At 66.0% G+C, this 17,401-nt stretch carries 16 protein-coding genes; 4 read left to right on the forward strand and 12 right to left on the reverse strand.

Features of this window, described 5'->3' with window-relative positions; translation table 11 throughout:
- Nucleotides 1–23 precede the first annotated feature (23 nt).
- From IPN92_11245 to IPN92_11255, 3 genes are read right to left on the reverse strand one after another with little or no spacing between them, the layout of a single operon-like run.
- Nucleotides 24–611, reverse strand: a complete 588-nt coding sequence (locus IPN92_11245) for a TlpA family protein disulfide reductase (GenBank protein MBK8638818.1) — start codon at nt 609–611, stop codon at nt 24–26.
- Entirely contained in the window at nt 608–3,010 is a 2,403-nt protein-coding gene (gene dsbD, locus IPN92_11250) for a protein-disulfide reductase DsbD (GenBank protein ID MBK8638819.1), read from the reverse strand. The genes IPN92_11245 and dsbD overlap by 4 nt, the downstream gene beginning before the upstream one ends.
- Nucleotides 2,971–3,318, reverse strand: a complete 348-nt coding sequence (locus tag IPN92_11255) for a divalent-cation tolerance protein CutA (GenBank protein ID MBK8638820.1) — start codon at nt 3,316–3,318, stop codon at nt 2,971–2,973. Before IPN92_11255 ends, dsbD begins: the two co-directional genes overlap by 40 nt.
- Nucleotides 3,319–3,426: 108 nt before the next feature.
- On the opposite strand from IPN92_11255, the gene IPN92_11260 reads away from it, so the two are divergent.
- The 4 genes from IPN92_11260 (at nt 3,427) to IPN92_11275 (ending at nt 7,740) form a co-directional block, all read left to right on the forward strand.
- Nucleotides 3,427–3,870 (forward strand): FxsA family protein, encoded by a 444-nt coding sequence (locus IPN92_11260; GenBank protein MBK8638821.1) that lies wholly within the window; start codon nt 3,427–3,429, stop codon nt 3,868–3,870.
- Nucleotides 3,871–4,094: 224 nt separating this feature from the next.
- Nucleotides 4,095–4,385, forward strand: coding sequence for a co-chaperone GroES (groES, locus tag IPN92_11265; GenBank protein ID MBK8638822.1), 291 nt, complete (start codon nt 4,095–4,097; stop codon nt 4,383–4,385).
- Nucleotides 4,386–4,446: 61 nt separating this feature from the next.
- The gene (groL, locus tag IPN92_11270) at nt 4,447–6,096 is read left to right on the forward strand and encodes a chaperonin GroEL (protein ID MBK8638823.1); all 1,650 of its coding nucleotides are present in this window, start codon (nt 4,447–4,449) and stop codon (nt 6,094–6,096) included.
- A gap of 234 nt (nt 6,097–6,330) precedes the next feature.
- Nucleotides 6,331–7,740, forward strand: a complete 1,410-nt coding sequence (locus tag IPN92_11275; protein MBK8638824.1) for an SCO family protein — start codon at nt 6,331–6,333, stop codon at nt 7,738–7,740.
- A gap of 64 nt (nt 7,741–7,804) precedes the next feature.
- Here IPN92_11275 and IPN92_11280 read toward each other — a convergent pair whose 3' ends face one another.
- The 9 genes from IPN92_11280 to IPN92_11320 all read right to left on the reverse strand — a co-directional run bounded on the left by IPN92_11280 (nt 7,805) and on the right by IPN92_11320 (nt 17,351).
- Nucleotides 7,805–9,484 carry a hypothetical protein gene (locus IPN92_11280; GenBank protein ID MBK8638825.1) on the reverse strand — a complete coding sequence of 560 codons (1,680 nt, stop codon included), beginning with the start codon at nt 9,482–9,484 and terminating at the stop codon, nt 7,805–7,807.
- A 28-nt stretch (nt 9,485–9,512) separates the two neighbouring features.
- On the reverse strand, nt 9,513–10,238 hold the full coding sequence (locus IPN92_11285; GenBank protein ID MBK8638826.1) for an FKBP-type peptidyl-prolyl cis-trans isomerase: 726 nt from the start codon (nt 10,236–10,238) through the stop codon (nt 9,513–9,515).
- A gap of 148 nt (nt 10,239–10,386) precedes the next feature.
- Nucleotides 10,387–12,897 carry a multicopper oxidase domain-containing protein gene (locus IPN92_11290; GenBank protein MBK8638827.1) on the reverse strand — a complete coding sequence of 837 codons (2,511 nt, stop codon included), beginning with the start codon at nt 12,895–12,897 and terminating at the stop codon, nt 10,387–10,389.
- A gap of 352 nt (nt 12,898–13,249) precedes the next feature.
- The gene (locus IPN92_11295; GenBank protein MBK8638828.1) at nt 13,250–13,519 is read right to left on the reverse strand and encodes a MoaD/ThiS family protein; all 270 of its coding nucleotides are present in this window, start codon (nt 13,517–13,519) and stop codon (nt 13,250–13,252) included.
- Complete coding sequence (locus IPN92_11300) at nt 13,516–14,781, reverse strand: molybdopterin molybdotransferase MoeA (protein MBK8638829.1); 1,266 nt, start codon at nt 14,779–14,781, stop codon at nt 13,516–13,518. Before IPN92_11300 ends, IPN92_11295 begins: the two co-directional genes overlap by 4 nt.
- A gap of 41 nt (nt 14,782–14,822) precedes the next feature.
- Nucleotides 14,823–15,353 carry a molybdenum cofactor biosynthesis protein B gene (gene moaB, locus IPN92_11305; GenBank protein ID MBK8638830.1) on the reverse strand — a complete coding sequence of 177 codons (531 nt, stop codon included), beginning with the start codon at nt 15,351–15,353 and terminating at the stop codon, nt 14,823–14,825.
- Between the two features lie 572 nt (nt 15,354–15,925).
- Nucleotides 15,926–16,552, reverse strand: a complete 627-nt coding sequence (locus IPN92_11310; GenBank protein ID MBK8638831.1) for a transposase — start codon at nt 16,550–16,552, stop codon at nt 15,926–15,928.
- A complete protein-coding gene (locus IPN92_11315; protein ID MBK8638832.1) occupies nt 16,537–16,971 on the reverse strand; it encodes a hypothetical protein in 435 nt (144 codons plus the stop codon). The genes IPN92_11310 and IPN92_11315 overlap by 16 nt, the downstream gene beginning before the upstream one ends.
- Nucleotides 16,968–17,351, reverse strand: a complete 384-nt coding sequence (locus tag IPN92_11320; GenBank protein MBK8638833.1) for a hypothetical protein — start codon at nt 17,349–17,351, stop codon at nt 16,968–16,970. The genes IPN92_11315 and IPN92_11320 overlap by 4 nt, the downstream gene beginning before the upstream one ends.
- Nucleotides 17,352–17,401 lie beyond the last annotated feature (50 nt).

Raw genomic sequence — 17,401 nt, forward strand, 5'->3', positions numbered from 1 at the left:
TCCAGTTCCGCGCGCTTTTATCCCTAGTTTGCCAGCGATGGGGTCCGGGGGGCCTCGGCGAGCAAGGGCGCCAGGTTCTCGGCCAGGAAAGCCTGGGTGACCTCCCCATTGTGGGCCTGGATCCGCCTGCCCTGGCGGTCGAAAATCACCGTGAAAGGCAGGCCTTCCAGCCGATTGCCGAGGCGGCGGGACAGCTCCACGGCCTCGGTCCCGCCCAGTAGCATCGGGTACTTGACCGGATTTTTTGCCAGATAGCTGGCCACCTCCTCCTGGGTATCAATGGCGATCCCGATCACCCGTACCTGGTCGCTCGCCGCGTGCGCCTCCTGGAGGAGGGGTATCCCGCTCAGACAGGGCTGGCACCAGGTGGCCCAGAAATTCAGGATCACCACCTTGCCGGCCCAGGCCGAACTGGCGATCTCCTGGCCATCCAGGTCCCTCAGAATTAAGGCGGGCAAGTGCCGGAGAGGGTCCTGGGCGTTTTTGGGGAGACCGGGCAAGGACAGGCTGGAGGCTTTCTCATCACTCCACCAGGTTTGACCCAGGACGGCGATCAGGATGCTGATGGCCCCGGCCAGGACGGTCACCAGCACGAACTTTCCCGTCTTCAAGGGCGCAGGCCCTGCAAATGGCTGGCGAACTCGGCGGCGGGCATGAAGCCAACCAGACGCCGGTCGCGCCGTTCCTGGCCCTGGGGATCGAAAAAGAGGATGGCGGGCGGGCCTGGGATGCCGAAGCGCCCCTGCATCAAGGCCTGGTCCTCCTCATCGTTGGCCGTGACATCCGCCTGAAGCAGGACGAAGCGTGCCATCTCGGCAGCGACGGCGGGGTCGGAGAAGGTGTAGCGCTCCATCTCCTTGCAGGACACGCACCAGTCGGCGTAAAAGTCCAGCAGGACGGGACGGCCGCTGGCCTGGGCGGCGGCGATTTCCCGCTCCAGGTCCGCTACCCCCTTGATGGCCTTGAAACTCGCGTGGGGGACGGCGCCGGGGCTGGTGCCCCCTGGCCCGAATCCCAGGCCGCGCAGGGGTTGGAGGGTGTCCTTACCTCCCGCCGCCGCCCCCACCAGCATGAGGGCGCCATAAACCAGGGTGACCAGGCCCAGGCCCTTCCATAGCTTGCGCCAGCCGCCGGCCTCGGGGGGTAGGTGGTGCAGGGCGCCCATGTAGGTCGCGGAACAAATCAGCAGGGCGCCCCAGAGCAGCATGGCGACACTGGGTGCCAGCAGGCGTTCGAGGAGGAGGATGGCAACCCCGAGCAGGGCGACGCCAAAGACCGCCTTGACCGCCTCCATCCAGGCGCCGGCCCGGGGCAGCAGCTTGCCCGCCGAGGTGCCGATCGCCAGGAGCGGCGCCCCCATGCCCAGGCCCATCGCGAAGAGGGCGGCGAAGCCCAGGAGGGCGTCGCCGGACTGGCTGATGAAGATGAGGGCGCCCGCCAGGGGTGGTGCCACGCAGGGACCCACGATCAGGGCGGAAAGGACGCCCATGATAGCCACGCCGATCAGATGCCCCCCCTGCTGGCGCTGACTGAAAGCGGCGATCCGGGTCTGGAGGCTGGAGGGTAACTGCAGGTCGTAGAAACCAAACATGGATAGGGCCAGTGCGACGAAGACCAGGGCGAATAGGGAGAGTATCCAGGGGTCCTGGAAGGCGGCCTGAAGGTTGGCCCCGCCCAGGCCCGCCAGTAGGCCGGCGATGGCATAGGTCAAGGACATGGCCAGGACATAGGTCAGGGACATCCAAAAGGCCTTGCGGGTGGAGAGGCCCGGGCCATGGCCGGCGATGATGCCGGACAGGATGGGAATCATAGGAAAGACGCAGGGCGTCAGGGCCAGGAGCAGGCCAAAACCGAAGAAGAGGGCCAGGGCCGCCCAGACGTTGCCGCTGGCCAGGGTGGCGGCAATGCGGTCCTGTTCGGAGACGGGGGCACTAGGCTGGGGGCTGGGGCCGGTCGCCGTCGGGGGGGGGGTGGCCGGCGCGGTGGAGACTGGGCTTGCGGCCAGGTCAGCCTTGGCTAGTCTGGCTGCTGGCGCCGTTTGGGGCTCGCCGCCGGGGGCTACCGCTGTCAGAGCCGCTCCGGTCGCCGCGGGTAGGGCTAGTTCAATCCGCTCCTGGCGGGGGGGGTAACAGACGCCGATGTCGGCGCATCCCTGGAATTTGGCAACCAGGGTGATGGTCGTCGCCTCCGTATCACCCCGCTGAATGGGCAGTTCCAGGTCGATGCGATCCCGATAGAGGGCCACCTCCCCCAGGCTGCCATCGGGCCTGACGGCATTCTTCACCTGTTCCGCGGGGGGCAACTGGTAATCACCGATGCTGATGCCCGCGGGCCCCTCCAGACCGAGGGCTAACTTATCCTGATAGATATAAGTGCCTTCGGCGATGATCCAGGTGAGGCGCAGGCGATCCGGACCCACCACCTCGGCGGCGAGGCGAAAGGCCTCCTCCGCCGGGAGCAGGGCCTGATCCTCGGTCGGTGCGGTGAGGCCCAGGGACTGGGTCAGGGCTGATTTATTACTGGAAGCCAAAGGTTTGGTTTTGTCCACCGCCCCGTCGTCGCTGGCCAGGGGTGGGAGGTCAAGGGCCAGCGTCTGACGGTGCGGGGGGTAACAGAGGCCGGCGTCGGCGCAGCCCTGGGAGCTGACTTCCAGGCTCAGGCGCCTGCCCTCCCCGGTTGCCCTTTCGATGGGCAGCCTGACCCCTACCGGGCCGCGAAGAATCTCGACCTCACCAAAAAATTCGTCCTGGCGCTTCTCGCCCGCGGGGAGTCGCGGTTCGCCCGTCCGGATGCCCTCCGTCAGGCTGCGAAACTTGAACTTATTCCGGTAGAGGTAGTAGCCCTCGGCCACCGACCAGTTCAGGACCAGGGTGTTCGGCCCCTCGGCCACCACCACGACGGGGAAGGCCTCTTCTGGCAACAGAAATTCCTCCTCCGCCCGGGGCGCGGCGGTGGCGCATAGCGCCAGGATCAGGAGCAGGCAGAGGCGGGGGAAGTGGCGTTGGTACATGTAATAACCCAGTTAAGGTAGTCGGGTAGGCCATGGCTGATCAAGACCGCCATAATCTCCGGGAGGTCGTAGGGATGCAACTCGCGCAACCGCGCCGCCAGTTCCGGAAAACGGGAGGCGGCGGTTTTAATCAGCAGCAGGACCTCGGCGTCGCATTGCATCCTGCCCTGCCAGACATAAATGGACCTCACCCCCGGCAGGAGGTTCACGCAGGCCGCCAGCCCTTCGCCGACCAGGGTCTCGGCGAGGGCCAGGCCCACGGACTCGTCCGGGCAGGTGCAGTAGGCCAGAAGGACGTCATCGGTCATGCTTGGATACCCCGAGGGCTGGTGGGGACCTGGTGGCGGTCTTGGGCCAAAGATCGCGAGATGTTACCCTTAATCACGGCCGGCGCGGGCCGGTATACCGCTTCTTCCATGTCAAAAGGGCAACCCGACTTGATCCTATTCTTACTTTTCCTGGTCGGTATCCCGCTGGTTGAACTCTATTTCCTCATCGAGGTTGGTACCGAGATCGGTGTCCTCCCCACCATCGGCATCAGCTTGTTCACGGCGGCCCTGGGTGGCTACCTGGTGCGGCGGCAGGGCTTTGATGTCTTGGCGCGGGTGCGACGGGTCAAGGATCAGGGTGAACTACCGGCCTTGGCGGTGATGGACGGTGCCTTGCTGCTGGTCGCGGGCCTCTTTCTCCTCCTGCCCGGCTTCCTGACGGACACCCTGGGATTTTTGCTCCTGATTCCCGCCATTCGCCAGCACCTCATCAAGCGCTTTATCGTCATCCTGCCTCCGGGACAGGAGGGTCCCGGTGGCCCGGCCGGTCCTCGCATCATCGAAGGCGATTACCGCCGTGAATCCGACTGAAGGGGGCCAGTCCTTCAGTCCCCGGGACCCGCCTGCGTAATATTTGCGCGGTCCAACCCTTGACACGCTAAGACAAGCCCCTATTATTAGCACTCGCAAGCGGTGAGTGCTAACAAACAGCATCGCCCCGCGTGACCGTCGAGCCTCGGGTAGCTTATATCCAGCCGCTGGCGGCCAAAAACTTATCCTAACCCAACCCGTTATCACTCCGGAGACCGTTCTCGATGAACATTCGTCCCCTTCACGACCGCGTGGTCGTTCGCCGTATGGAAGAAGAGCGCACCTCGGCTGGTGGCATCGTCATACCCGATTCCGCCACCGAGAAGCCCATCCAAGGCAAGATCATTGCCGTCGGTAACGGCAAGCCCCTCGACAATGGCCAGGTCCGCGCCCTTGACCTCAAGGTCGGTGACCGCGTTTTGTTTGGCAAGTACTCCGGAACCGAGGTCAAGCTCGACGGCGATGATTTCCTCGTGATGCGCGAGGAAGACATCATGGGCGTAATCGAGGGCTGAGCGCCTCCGCCAGCACCCGGACCCCCCTTACACCCCACTGAATGAATTAAGGAACTCAAGCATGAGCGCAAAAGACGTCAAATTTGGCGATGATGCCCGTATTCGGATGATGGCCGGCGTTAACGTCCTGGCCAACGCCGTCAAGATTACCCTGGGTCCCAAGGGCCGCAACGTGGTGCTGGAGAAGAGCTTTGGCGCTCCCACCATCACCAAGGACGGCGTCTCCGTCGCCAAGGAAATCGAGCTCAAGGATCGGTTCGAGAACATGGGCGCCCAGATGGTCAAGGAAGTCGCCTCTAAGACCTCCGACGTCGCGGGTGACGGCACCACCACCGCTACCGTTCTGGCCCAGGCCATGCTGCGCGAAGGCCTCAAGGCCGTTGCCGCTGGCATGAATCCCATGGACCTCAAGCGCGGTATCGACAAGGCCGTGGAGGCCGTGGTCGCCGAGCTGCGTGTCCTGTCCAAGCCCTGCACCGAGAACAAGGCCATTGCCCAGGTCGGCACCATTTCCGCCAACTCCGACGAGTCCATTGGTCAGATCATTGCCCAGGCCATGGAGAAGGTTGGCAAGGAAGGCGTCATCACCGTTGAGGAAGGCAAGTCCCTGCACAACGAGTTGGATGTGGTCGAGGGCATGCAGTTCGACCGCGGCTACCTCTCTCCCTACTTCATCAACAACCAGCAGGGCCAGAACTGCGAACTGGAAGACCCCTTCATCCTCATCCACGACAAGAAGATCTCCAACATCCGCGATATGCTGCCGGTGCTGGAAGCCGTGGCCAAGGCGGGTCGGCCTTTGCTGCTCGTGGCCGAGGACGTGGAAGGCGAGGCCCTCGCCACCCTGGTGGTGAACAGCATCCGCGGCATCATCAAGGTCTGTGCCGTCAAGGCCCCCGGCTTTGGTGATCGTCGCAAGGCCATGCTTCAGGATATCGCCATCCTCACCGGCGCCACTGTCATCTCGGAAGAGGTCGGCCTGTCCCTGGAGAAGACCACCCTCAACGAGTTGGGCACCGCCAAGAAGGTCCAGGTCAACAAGGAAGAGACCACCATCATCGATGGCGCTGGCAGCGAGGCCGACATCAAGGGCCGTTGCGAGCAGATCCGCGCCCAGGTCGAGGAGACCACCTCCGACTACGACCGCGAGAAGCTCCAGGAACGCTTGGCCAAGCTGGCCGGCGGCGTGGCCGTCATCCAGGTCGGTGCCTCCACCGAGATGGAAATGAAGGAAAAGAAGGCCCGCGTCGAGGACGCCCTGCACGCTACCCGTGCGGCTGTGGAAGAAGGCATCGTCCCCGGCGGCGGTGTCGCCCTGGTCCGCGCCCTGCAGCGCGTCAAGGGTCTCCAGGGCTCCAACCATGACCAGGATGTCGGCATCGATATTGCCCGCCGTGCCCTGGAAGAGCCCCTGCGTCAGATCGTCACCAACGCCGGTGACGAGGCCTCCGTCGTCCTGCACAAGGTCGTCGCCGGCGAAGGTAATTATGGCTACAACGCCGCCAATGGCGAGTACGGCGACATGGTCGAGATGGGCATCCTGGATCCTACCAAGGTGACCCGTTATGCCCTGCAGAACGCCGCCTCCATTGCGGGTCTGATGATTACCACCGAGGCTATGGTGGCCGAGGAGCCCAAGGAGGAGTCCCACGGCCACGGCGGTGGCGGTGGTGGCGGCATGGGCGGCATGGGCGGCATGGACATGATGTAAGCGCCCGGGGTCATCCGACCCAGTGAGACGAAGCCCCGCCCCGGCGGGGCTTTTTTTTGGGGCTGTGCCCCGTTTCTCGCCCTATGGACGGTCCCCGCCGCCTATCACGACCAGGCCGGCTCACTGGGCGCCGCTTGGGGCAGGCGTTTCCAGGTGGGCGTCGGGGGGGTTGCGGCAAAGCCTGATCCGCGCCACTATCCGATCCTGAATTTACCTGGCTCGTGGAGGCCCCTCGTGCATCATCGCTTACGCATCGCACCCGCCGCTGTCATCGGTTTTGCTCTGGTGGCCTGGGTGCTAGCCGGACTAGCCAAGGGTCCAACGGCCTTCGCGCAGGCGCCCGCCAGCGCCGGGCACGACCCTCATGCCCATCATCATCACCCGGCCCCCGCCAGCGTGAGTCGATCCCAGGCCCACTATTCAATCCCGGACGTCACCCTGGTCGATCAGGAGGGTAGGCCCGTCATCCTGCGGGATCTTTTAAATACCGACAAGCCGATCCTGGCGAACTTCATCTTCACCACCTGCACCGCCATCTGTCCGGCCATGAGCGCGACCTTCCAGCAAGTGGGGCGAGAGTTGGCCGGGGACCGTGACCAGGTGATGATGGTGTCCTTCTCTATCGATCCGGAGCAGGACAACCCGTCCGCCTTGGCTCACTATGCCGAGCGCTTCGATGCCGGCCCCCAATGGGTGCTGCTCACGGGTAGCCTGGAGGACAGCATCCGGGTGCAAAAGGCCTTTGACGCCTATCGGGGGGACAAGATGAATCACGCGCCCCTGTCCTTGCTGCGGATCGGACACGGTGAAAATTGGGTACGTTTCGACGGTTTCGCCAGCGCCACGGACCTGGTCACGGAACTGCGCGCCGGTATGGAGAGGTCTGCCTCGGCGGACTTGGCCCCTGCGGCGGTTCCCAAGCCTGGCGAGATGGCCAGCTACGCCATCGGCTATGAGCTTGGCGGTTACCTATCGGGCCTCGCGCGTCAGGGTGGCGGTGTGGATCCAGGGGCCATGTTGCAAGGCGCCTTGGACGCCTTGGCCCAGGCCGAGCCGCGGGTGAGCCAGGAGGCGATGCGTCAGGCCCTCGCGCCGCTTGAGGCCGACCCCCCCGCCGTCGCCGAGAGCGGCGAGGCTACCGCGACACCGAACCCGCCACCCGCCCGGACCCTGGGGTTCGTCGACGATTTTGCCGTCCTCAATGCCAAACGGCCAGGCGTCGTCACCCTGCCCAGCGGGGTCCAGTACGAGATCCTGAATGCGGGCCAGGGGCGCCGGCCTGACCCGCCAGACCGGGTCGCCCTCCGTTACGAAGGGCGGCTGACAACGGGAGTCGTGTTCGATTCCACCCACGAAGACCCGGAGCCAGCGCGCCTGCGGGTCGAGGAGATTCTAGTTCCTGGTCTGCGGGAGGCCCTGCTCCTGATGCGAGAGGGCGACCGCTGGCGTGTCGTCGTGCCCCCCGCGCTGGGTTTCGCCGCCGCCGGCAACAACCTCCTGCGCAAGCGTGACCTTATCTACGAGATCGAGTTGGTCGCCATCGAGCCCGCCACGCCAGGTTCCATCACCCAGGAGGGTAGTGTCTCGGCGGCGCTCCTCAAGGCGGACGCCGCCCTGGGTGCGGACCCGGCGGCCTCTCGGTAGGCCGGCCGAGCGGGCGCATCCGCCCGCGTTAAAGACCCCCTGCTTACTCCGGGATATTGGCGCCTCAGGGTACGAGGCGCCCGGTGACTGCCACCAGGCGATGCGATTCCGGGGACATGAAGCGCAGCAGCATGCCCCCGCGCGCCGCCATGCGTTGCCGGGGTCCAAGGCTCATGCGCCCGTAGAAGGCTACGTGGCTGTCGGGATCGACCAGCGGTGTCCCGTCCGCGTACTTGTTGACTTCTCGCTCCAATGCCTCCAGCAGGTGCTCGCGGCTCAAGGGCACCCGGGGCCGACGCGCCTCCTGACTGCGGATCTCTCCCAGTGCCCGGGTGAAGAGGTAAGCGGCCGCGTAGGCATCGGCCCGAGGGCGCGCATCTCCCCCGGTCTCCAGCCCCTGGCGATCGAGCCAGTGTGTCAGCCGCAGTCGGGCGATCTCGCCCTGTAACCCGAGATCGTCAAACAGGGAAACGAAGGTCACGCGCGCCTTCCAGGCGGGTGGCAACGCCAGGGACTCGGGTGGCGCCAGCAGGGAGGACAGGTAAATAGGCCCCGAGCCTGGGCCCTCGGGCATGGCCGCCACGAGCAGAGCGATCTCCGCGGGTCTGAGCCATAACGCCAGGGCGGTGGCCTTGCCCAGCGCACCCAACCCGGCCGCCGGGGCCGTGGGGCGGAAGCGGCGCGGGCTTTCTGGCTGGGCCTCGGTGGCCGCCAAGACCTCGGCGGCCTGCCGCCCGGAGGCGTCGCTAAACATCTGAACGATGGGCGGCGGCTTGCCCCCTGGTACCAGGGACTCGGCACGCCGATGGGCGGCGAGCAGCCGGGCCTCCAGGGTGACCCCGGGGGAGAAATAGAGCGAATAAAAGCCCGGATCACCCTCGGGGGCGATCTCCAGGGATGGCAGGATACAGGGGACCCGGCGCGCCTCGCAGAAGCGGTCTACTGGCCGCCATTCGGCACCACCGGCCCCCGACAGGATGGCGAATACTGGCTGCTCCCGATAGCGGGCCTCCAACTGCCCTGACCAGGTCTCTGGCGGGCCCGACAGCTCCCAGACCTGCAGAGCCCAGGGTCTGCCGGAGGCCTGGGATGCGGAGGCCCAGGCCTGCAACACCCCGATCACCGCCTCACCCTGCTCGCTCGGGGCGTCCGGGGTCACGACCGTCGCCAGGTGCAGCAATCCGTCGGGCTCGGCGCCCGGGGCGGGCATCGTGCCGAGACCCCGCAAGTAGGTCGCCAGGGCGGAAAGGGAGCTCTCGTCGAACTCGTAGCGGGGCATGGGCGCTATTAAGGGCTGGCCGTCCGGATCCAGGCCCTCGCGCAGGGCGCGGGCGAAACTCTGGTCATCATAGGCTCCCCGCGTGAGGGCCCGCGCCCAGGCTTTATTGGGTACCCAATGATGTGCCTTATTCAGAAAGGTGCCGGTGAAGCGGGCCGGGGCGAAGAGGAGGGGGCCGGCGACCGGCGGTACCAGGAGGGACAGTTCCAGGGACCCTTCCACGGACCCCATGCCGCTGTCCCGATGACAGGTGACGCAGGCCGCCTGCTCCCCCTCCAATATGAAGCCTTCAGGGCGGATGGCCCGCAGTGGCGAGCCATCCGCCAGGCGACCTTCCCGATAGATACGGCGGCCTATGTCCATTTGGGGGTCGCTGGAGATAGGGGTCTCGGCCACCGCGCCGAGGATCGCCGCGAGCGGCAGGCTCACGGCGAAAACCCAGGTGGTGGCGACCCGGCACCTCATCTTTACTCACCCCCATCCGGGACCTGGATCACTTCTTCGGCTGGGCTGGCTCGGCCGCCGCAGGCTTCTCCGGTTCGCCCACCGCGATCAGTTCGACGTCGAAGATGAGGGTCTGGTTGGCCAGGGGACCCCGTTCGCCATAGGCGAGTGCCGCCGGCACGAAGAGTTTGATCTTGCCCCCCTCCTTGATGAGCTGGAGCCCCTCGGTCCAGCCCTTGACCACGCCATTCAACTTGAATGAGGTGGGCTGACCCCGCTTGTAGGAGCTGTCGAATTCCTGGCCGTCCATCAGGGTGCCTCGGTAATTCACCGTCACCTGGTCGGTCGGGCCCGGGGTCTTACCCTTTCCTGGCTCGATAATCTGGTACTGAAGACCGCTCATGGTGGTGACTACTCCGGCCTGCTTGGCGTTCTCCTCCAGGAACTTCTTGCTCTCCTCGGCAACCTTGAGTTCCTGGTCGGCGAGGCGCTGCCGTTGCTCGGCAACGATTTTTTGTTTGAGATCGGCGAGGGTGGTCAGCATGTCTTCCGGCTTCATCAGAGGTTCCGCGCCGGAGATGGCGTCCGCGATGCCCTGGGTGATCGCCGCCGCGTTCATATCGACCCCCTGCCGTTTGAAATCTCCGCCGATCTGATAGCCCAGGCTATAGTTGATGCGGGTGGTGTCATTCTCGAGGTTCAGGGGTTCGGCGGCCACGACCAGGCCCCAGGGCGCGGCCAGAAGGGCTATACCCACCAGGGTGTTAATCTTCATCTCTTGGTTACTCCATCGTTAACGGGTGGCAAGAATACAGACTTGGTCTAGCCAAAATAGCGTCTTGCCGGGGTGATGAAAAGGGCCGCCCACGGGCGGCCCCAAGATCAAGGTGGCCCAGGCCCGATGGCCTGGCCCTGGGAAAGCCTCAGGGCACGACGCCGCACCCGGGGGCGGTGGCCTTATCACCCACGCAGTAGGGCACCATCATCTCATTGTCCTCGTGCTCGACGATGTGGCAGTGCCACACATAGAGACCCGGGATGACGAAGGTCGCGGCGATACGGGTGACCTGACCGGGGTAGGCGACCACCGTATCCTTCCAGCCGGCCTCCGTGGCCTGCGCCGGCCGCGCGACACCGGACAAGGCGCCCGTCAAGGGGTCGAAGGCCTCCCGATTGATCACCTTGAACTTGACCTGATGGACGTGGATGGGGTGACCATCCACAGTCCAGTTCCAGAACTCCCAGGTCTCGGTCGCATTGAGTGCCGGATTGGTCTGTATGGGGTCCGACCAGAGGGACACCGTGCCCCCCGTCCTCCCGTTGATGCCGAGCACGGCGGCCTTGGGTGCGAAGGGTACGGCGGCCGCGAGGGTGGCGGTCCCGGTGAGCACGCAGGTCCCCGGGTTCGCGGGGTCAGGTGTCGCCGTCGGGTCGAAGCTGATTGCTCCGGTCGGGGCTATGGTGACGCAGACCTTCAGGGATTCCTCCTCAAGCAGCGCCTGGTCACGGGGCATGGGATTAAGGTTGGCTACCCCGGTGGGATAGGTATCCACCCCTTCAACGGGGCCCAACACCAGGCTCTCGGGCGGGGTGGCCGCGGTCGTCAGGTTCGTGAGGGTCCCATTCGGGGCGCGCTTCTCGTCTGTGGGGCTGGTGCCCAGCAAGCTGGTATTAACTACGAAGCGCATCACCTGGCCCGTGGTGGCGGGGTCGGCCGGGATGTCCGGAAAGCCGCCGAAGGGGGTATCGGGCGCCGTGTTGAACATCTGGATCAGGGTCCCGTTCGGCAGGCCGCGGAAGTCCAGGATCACATCCGCGCGCTCGGCATTGCCCAGCAGGAGGGCCTGGGCGGGATGCGGCCCCTTAACCGGCTTGGGGAGGGTGCCGTTACCCGGTAGGGGGGTCGCAGTACCGGTTGTCACCCTCACGACGCGTGGCAAGAGGCTCTGCTCGGCGCCGATCTGGTAAAAGGGCAGTTCCTCTAGGTTGTCGGTTTTGGCCTTGAGCTTGCCATTTTTCTGGGTGACCCACTCTGTCCTTTTGACTCTGATCGGCTTACCGGAAACCCGGTCCACCGGCTTGAGCGATAGGTTGAGGAAGCGGGAGTTGCAGCCGTTCAGCAAGCGGACACGGTACAGGGCGGGGGCTACCTCCTGGGTGGGCCAGGTAACGCCATTCACCACCATGGTGTTGAAGAAGGCCTCAGGGTTCCAGATGGGGGCGATGTCGGAGGGGTTCGTGGCATCGCCGAGGAAGGGGATCTGGAGCTGGCTCGGTGGCAGGCCTTCGAAGAAGGCCCGGTTGTCCGGATAGAAGAGGGAGCCGTCGGCGTTGAAGGAACGGTCCTGGATGACGATGGGGATCTCGCGATACTTCTCGCGGGCACCGCCGCGCGAGGCTGGGAGGTTGGTGGTCGCGAGGTCCTCGCCCGCCACGGGCGCGGGCGCCGGGAGGCGGCCCGACACCAGGCCGGTCTCGCCAGCCGGGTTTCGGGGATCGCGCAGAATCCAGAAGCCCGCCGGTCCCGCATAGACATTGTTGCGGGTCATGCCCAAGGCGTGGTCGTGATACCAGATCGTACTGGAGGGCTGGGTGTTGGGATAGGTGAAGGTGCCGACACCCGGCCGGTTGTCGGCATTGGTGGTGACGCCGCCGAACCGGTTGACCAGGGTGCCGGTGGTGGCGTAACCAGCGGGGATGTTGTTGGCGTTGGGGAGCCACCAGGCCTCGGGGTAACCGTCGCTCTCGGGTCCGGCATGGGCCCCATGCACATGCACGACCATGGGGACTGGCCCCGGGTAGGGTTGTTGGAGGAGGAGCCCGTTCGTGGCCGGATCCGGGGCACAGTCCTTGGACTTGTCCGGATCGATGCAGTTAAGCTGCTCGGGATTAGCCCAGTGCAGGGAGCGGTCGATGGGCAGCAGATGGGGGATGAAGGCGCAGTTGGGATCGCCCGCGAAGCCCGTGGTCGCCTTGCAGGCCACTGGATCCACGACTAACTGATTGATCCAATCGACGGTCGTGGTCTCGAAGGACTTATTTTCGATCGTATAGGCCGGATAGTTGAACTGGGAATTTGGTGCCGGGGCTATCCCCGCGCCCCCGCCCAGGCTGGTTGAATCGGGCAAGGGATCGGAGTCGGGTCCATAACTCCAGACTTTGGTCGCTGGAAAGACGTCGGCGCGGCCGTTAAGCGTATTCCAGATGCCGCCGGGCAGGATCTGCTGTTTGAACTGGCGCACCGCGATGTCGTAATCGTTAGCCGCGCCGGTATTTTTCATCACCGGCGGGATGACCAGGGGGGTCACATACTTGGGGATCGTCAAGGGGTCTAGGGTACCGCCCGGCAGAGGCACCGCCTGGGCGGTGGCAAGGGTCAAGGTCAGGGGGGACAGCAGGAACAGGGTCCGTCCGCCCCCCCGGGGCCTAGCCATAGGCGTTGGTTTGCAGTTAGCCATGTGAATTCCCCCAGGTTGGTTTCAGGTTATCGGCATCCGCCTTCCTCGGGGTGATGGGCCCCCTCCACAGACTTACCAGGCTGTAGATAGAGGTCGCTCCGCCACAGACCCACCCGGGGAAGCCTTCAAGGACTTTGTAGCATCCCTTCCTACAAGAAATAATGGGGGAAAACACCCAAATGTATGCGCCCAGGCCCCCGTTCCCGCTACTTTTGAGGGCGTTGAAGAGCTTCATGCCCTTATGGCGCGATAGCGCTAGATAGAGGCGCGGGTAGGAGGGTGGTGCGGCTGCGCGGGGAGCGGCAGCCTGTGTGACGGGACCGGCCTTTTAACCGCCGGTGACGGGCGGGAAGAAGGCAACCTCGTCGCCATCCTGGACCAGGGTGTCGGGTCGGGCCATTTCCTGGTTGACGGCGGCGAGCAGGCTCTCCTCCCCGCCCAAGGCATCGCTCCAGGGCTCGCCACGCTGACGCAGCAGATGGAGAAGATCCGCCACGCTAAGGGCGCGGTCGAGGTTGGCGAGACTAGGGCAGGGGATGGCCTCGGCGCCCGTACCGAGACGCTCCCGCAGGCTGGCAAAGTAACGGAGTTGGATCATGCCAAGATCTCGTTCAAAGGAAGGTACTGGACCCTGTTCCCGCGCCTGATGGTCTGGTTGGCGGGGATGACCGCCAGCCCGTCCGCCCAGGTGACGGAACTGAGGACGCCGGAGGACTGACGGGGATAGAGGCGGATCTCCGGCTGGCCATCGGCGCCGGCTGCCAGGCGAGCGCGGGGAAATTCCATGCGATCGGCGGCCTTGGGCCAATCGAAGCCGGCAGGGACCGCGAAGGCCTGGGGCTCCAGGTTGCCCGCGCTGCCCTGCATTCGGCGTATGAAGGGCCGGGCGAAGAGGCAGAAGGTGACGAAGAGGGACACCGGGTTACCCGGGGTGCCGATGAAGGGCGTCCGTGCGGGGCCCAGATGCCCGAAGGCCAGCGGCTTACCGGGGCGGATGGCGACCTTCCAGAGATCAAGGGTGCCGATCCGTTCCACGGCCAACTTGACATGATCCTCCTCGCCCACCGAAACGCCGCCGCTCCCCAGCACCAAGTCCGCCTGGCTAGCGGCGGCGGTCAGGGTGGCGATGGTCGCCTCCAGGTTGTCCGGCACCCTGCCCAGGTCCAGGGTCTCGCAACCCAGCCCCGCCAGCAGGCCAAGCAGGGTGAACCGGTTGGAGTTATAGATCTGCCCGGGGCCCAGGGGCTGGCCGGGCATCACCAATTCGTCGCCACTGGCAAAAACCGCGACCTTGAGCCGCCGCCAGACGTTCAGCTCCGCCACACCCACGGAGGCCGCCAGGCCCAGGTGCTGCGGAAGCAGGCGGGTACCGGCGGCCATGATTTCGGCCCCGGCCTGGATGTCCTCGCCGGCGCGCCGAATATTGGCGCCGGGTGTCACCGCCAGGGGTATGACGACCGCGTCACCCTCGGCGCGGCAGACCTCCTGGATCACGACCGTGTCGGCCCCCTCGGGGATCGGGGCGCCGGTGAAGATGCGCGCCGCGGTGTCGGGCTCCAGCCGGGTTCCCGGTTTTCCGGCGGCGATGCGTTGGGAGACGCGCAGGCGGCCCTGGGTCCCCGCCAGATCCCCGGCCCGCAGGGCGTAACCGTCCATGGCACTATTGTCCCAGCCGGGGACGGTGATCTGGCTCACCACCGGGGTCGCCAGGACTCGCCCCAGCCCCTCCAAAGTGGGGAGGTTTTCGTGCTCCTGGACGGGAACGGCCTGGGCCAAGAGGCGTTGCACGGCCTCGTCCTTTCTCAGGAGGGCTTTGGATCCGGCTGGGTCAGCGTAGCAACCATCGGGGGGGCTAGTCATGGTTCGTTCTCTCGCTAACCGGGGTGGATTTCGGGGCGGAACTACTTCTCCAGCACCCGCTTGAGGAGTTGGGCGAAGTTGCAGGGCCGGGTGCGGTGGTCGAGCTGGGGCGCCAGGATCTGGTCCCAGGCCGTGCGGCAGGCGCCGCTGGAGCCCGGCAGGCAGAAAATGAAGGTGCCGTTGGCCAGGCCGGCGAGGGCGCGGGACTGGATGCTGGCGATGCCGATCTCCTCTCGGGAGAGGGCCCGAAAGAGTTCGCCGAAGCCCTCGATGCGCTTGTCGAGGAGGGGCCCGATAGCCTCCGGCGTACTGTCGCGGCCGGTGACCCCTGTGCCGCCCGTGGCCAGAACCACCTGAATGTCGGGAGCGGCAATCCAGCGCGAAAAGACGGCCCGCATCCGATAGATATCATCGGGAATGATCTCGTGTGCCACCACCCGGTGCCCAGCGGCTGCGGCCTTGTCGCGCAGCAGAGCCCCGGATTTATCCTCGGCCTCCCCCCGGCTGTCCGAGACCGTCAGGACGGCGATATTCAGGGGGATAAAGCCGGTATCCTCAAAGTGTTCAGTCATATCGTTGATTGCGGATTAGCCTGCAAGCCGAGGTAGGGGACGGGGGCCTGGCGCTGAGTTAGGCCAGACCGACTGAAAATCATGGCTATTTGTCAAGGGTGCGACAGGCTGAAACGATCAGGGTCGAGGGACCGCTCCGACAGCCAGCCTCTATCCATCCTAACCAGCGCGCCGCGACGCGGCAACCTGTAATCGGGTCAACCGCCTTAAATAGGCCGGGCCGGGGTGGAGCGACCCGGCACGACCCCGCCCGGCTACTGGGTTACGGCGCAGTAGGCTCGGAAGGCCTCCTCCGTCGAAGGGAACCCCCGCGTTTGCGCCAACTCCCAGGACCGGACGCACCGCTGCTCCCGCGCGCACCCGGAATAACCCGCCGAGCCGATGCACCCCTGGGCATCGCGGTCGGAGCCGAACATGCTTGCCGGGCGCGACTCCGTGCCGCTCACCTCCGCAGATGCTTCTGTCCCCGCCGTCAGAGCGCGGCCCGCAAGGAGCGGTTGCCACGCTATCAACACCCCAATGACCCTTTTTATTTTCGTCTCCGGTCGTTGTCAAGGAAGATGTCGCGTCAGCTAGGCCGTTGTTGGTGTCGATTGTGGCTCCTGTTTCAGGGGTTTTCCGGGATTCAGAAGCACGACGGCATCGGGCTCCCCGTTGCGGATCGCGCCGCTCCAGCGTTCCGGGTATTGCGCCTTGGCGGCCGCGTAGAGACCTCGGCGTCCGGCGAGCAAGGCCTGATCCTCCCCGCGGTGACGCTGTCCCGGCGTGACGAACTTCAGGGCACGGTGGCGATGGGCCTCGTTGTACCCGGCGACGAAGCCCGCGACCCAGCGCCGCGCGCTGGCGAGACCGTCGAAGGGTTGGGCGGGAAAATCGGGTTGGTACTTGAGGGTCTTGAACAGGGCCTCGGAGTAGGGGTTGTCGTTGCTCACCGCCGGTCGGCTGAACGAGGGCACCACCCCGAGGCGTTGCCGGGTCGCAAGCAGGGTGGCGCCCTTCATCGGCGAGCCGTTGTCCGCATGTAGCACCAGGGTCTGGCGGGGTACGCCTGCGCCTTGATACGCCGCGGTGAAGACCGCGGCGGCAGGTTTGGCGCTTTCCTGCGCGAAGACCGCCCAGCCGACGATCTTGCGGCTGCAGACAGCCACATCCATGAATAGGTACCGATAGCAGCAGCTCCCCTTCAGCGTGTTGGCCACATAGGTGATGTCCCAGCGCCACAGCGGGTTGGGTCCGGTCGCCTGCAGCGGCGCGGGGCGCTGCCGGGTCGGAGCACGGGCCTGGCCGCGACGGGCGAGCTGCCCTGCCGCGCGCCGCACCCGGTAGCAGCGCGAGGCCGAGGCGATGTCAATGCCTTGGTCGGCCAGGGCCGGGACGATCGGGTGGGGGGCTGGTGGGCGAACTCCGGGCGGTTGGCGACCGCCAGGATCGCCGCGCGCGTCGCCGCGTCGAGGCGGTTGGCCGGCGTGCGCGCCGCCCCGGCCGCGGCTCGGGCATCGGCCGTGATGCCTGCGGTGCTGCGCCAGCGTTGCCGGGTGCGCAGCGACAGGCCCAGGCACCGACAGGCCGGCTGCTGGCGCGCCCCGGCGCGACAGGCCTCCGCGATGAGCGTGCTCACGGTGCGGCGCTGCTCCAGGTCGATAGGCCGTCCGCGGGAGCCATGAAGCGGGCGTGGACTTTTTTTGGGAGCACCAGCAGGGCGGCGGTCTCCGCCAACGCCTGCTCCTTGAAGGCCAGCTCGGGCGTCAGGGCACTGATCCGTTGTTGATCCTCGCGCCGGGCGGCCCGCGCGATCCGATCCGATACCGGCGTATTGGCCGGCACGCAGGCCGTCCGCCAGGTTTCGACCTGCTGGGGGTAGAGGCCCGGCGCGCGGCAGGAGGCGCTCAAGGCTGCGGCATCCAGCGCGCTGGTCGCCAGCACCACGGCGAACTGCTGGGCGCTGCTGCGCTCGTGCGCACCGCTTGGCGCCGGGGCCGCCGCGGGATCGGCCTTCACGGCCAACGTGCGCCAACGTTAGAGGGTGTCCTTGGGGATCCCCGTCTCTT

The sequence above is a fragment of the Chromatiaceae bacterium genome (genome assembly GCA_016714645.1).
Classification (GTDB): domain Bacteria; phylum Pseudomonadota; class Gammaproteobacteria; order Chromatiales; family Chromatiaceae; genus M0108.

Coding starts and splice junctions, on each gene's coding strand:
- IPN92_11255 (MBK8638820.1), bottom strand. CDS start 3,318: ATGACCGATGACGTCCTTCTGGCCTACTGCACCTGCCCGGACGAGTCC.
- IPN92_11285 (MBK8638826.1), bottom strand. CDS start 10,238: ATGAAGATTAACACCCTGGTGGGTATAGCCCTTCTGGCCGCGCCCTGG.
- moaB (MBK8638830.1), bottom strand. CDS start 15,353: ATGACTGAACACTTTGAGGATACCGGCTTTATCCCCCTGAATATCGCC.
- groES (MBK8638822.1), top strand. CDS start 4,095: ATGAACATTCGTCCCCTTCACGACCGCGTGGTCGTTCGCCGTATGGAA.
- IPN92_11260 (MBK8638821.1), top strand. CDS start 3,427: ATGTCAAAAGGGCAACCCGACTTGATCCTATTCTTACTTTTCCTGGTC.
- IPN92_11295 (MBK8638828.1), bottom strand. CDS start 13,519: ATGATCCAACTCCGTTACTTTGCCAGCCTGCGGGAGCGTCTCGGTACG.
- dsbD (MBK8638819.1), bottom strand. CDS start 3,010: ATGTACCAACGCCACTTCCCCCGCCTCTGCCTGCTCCTGATCCTGGCG.
- groL (MBK8638823.1), top strand. CDS start 4,447: ATGAGCGCAAAAGACGTCAAATTTGGCGATGATGCCCGTATTCGGATG.
- IPN92_11300 (MBK8638829.1), bottom strand. CDS start 14,781: ATGACTAGCCCCCCCGATGGTTGCTACGCTGACCCAGCCGGATCCAAA.
- IPN92_11290 (MBK8638827.1), bottom strand. CDS start 12,897: ATGGCTAGGCCCCGGGGGGGCGGACGGACCCTGTTCCTGCTGTCCCCC.
- IPN92_11280 (MBK8638825.1), bottom strand. CDS start 9,484: ATGAGGTGCCGGGTCGCCACCACCTGGGTTTTCGCCGTGAGCCTGCCG.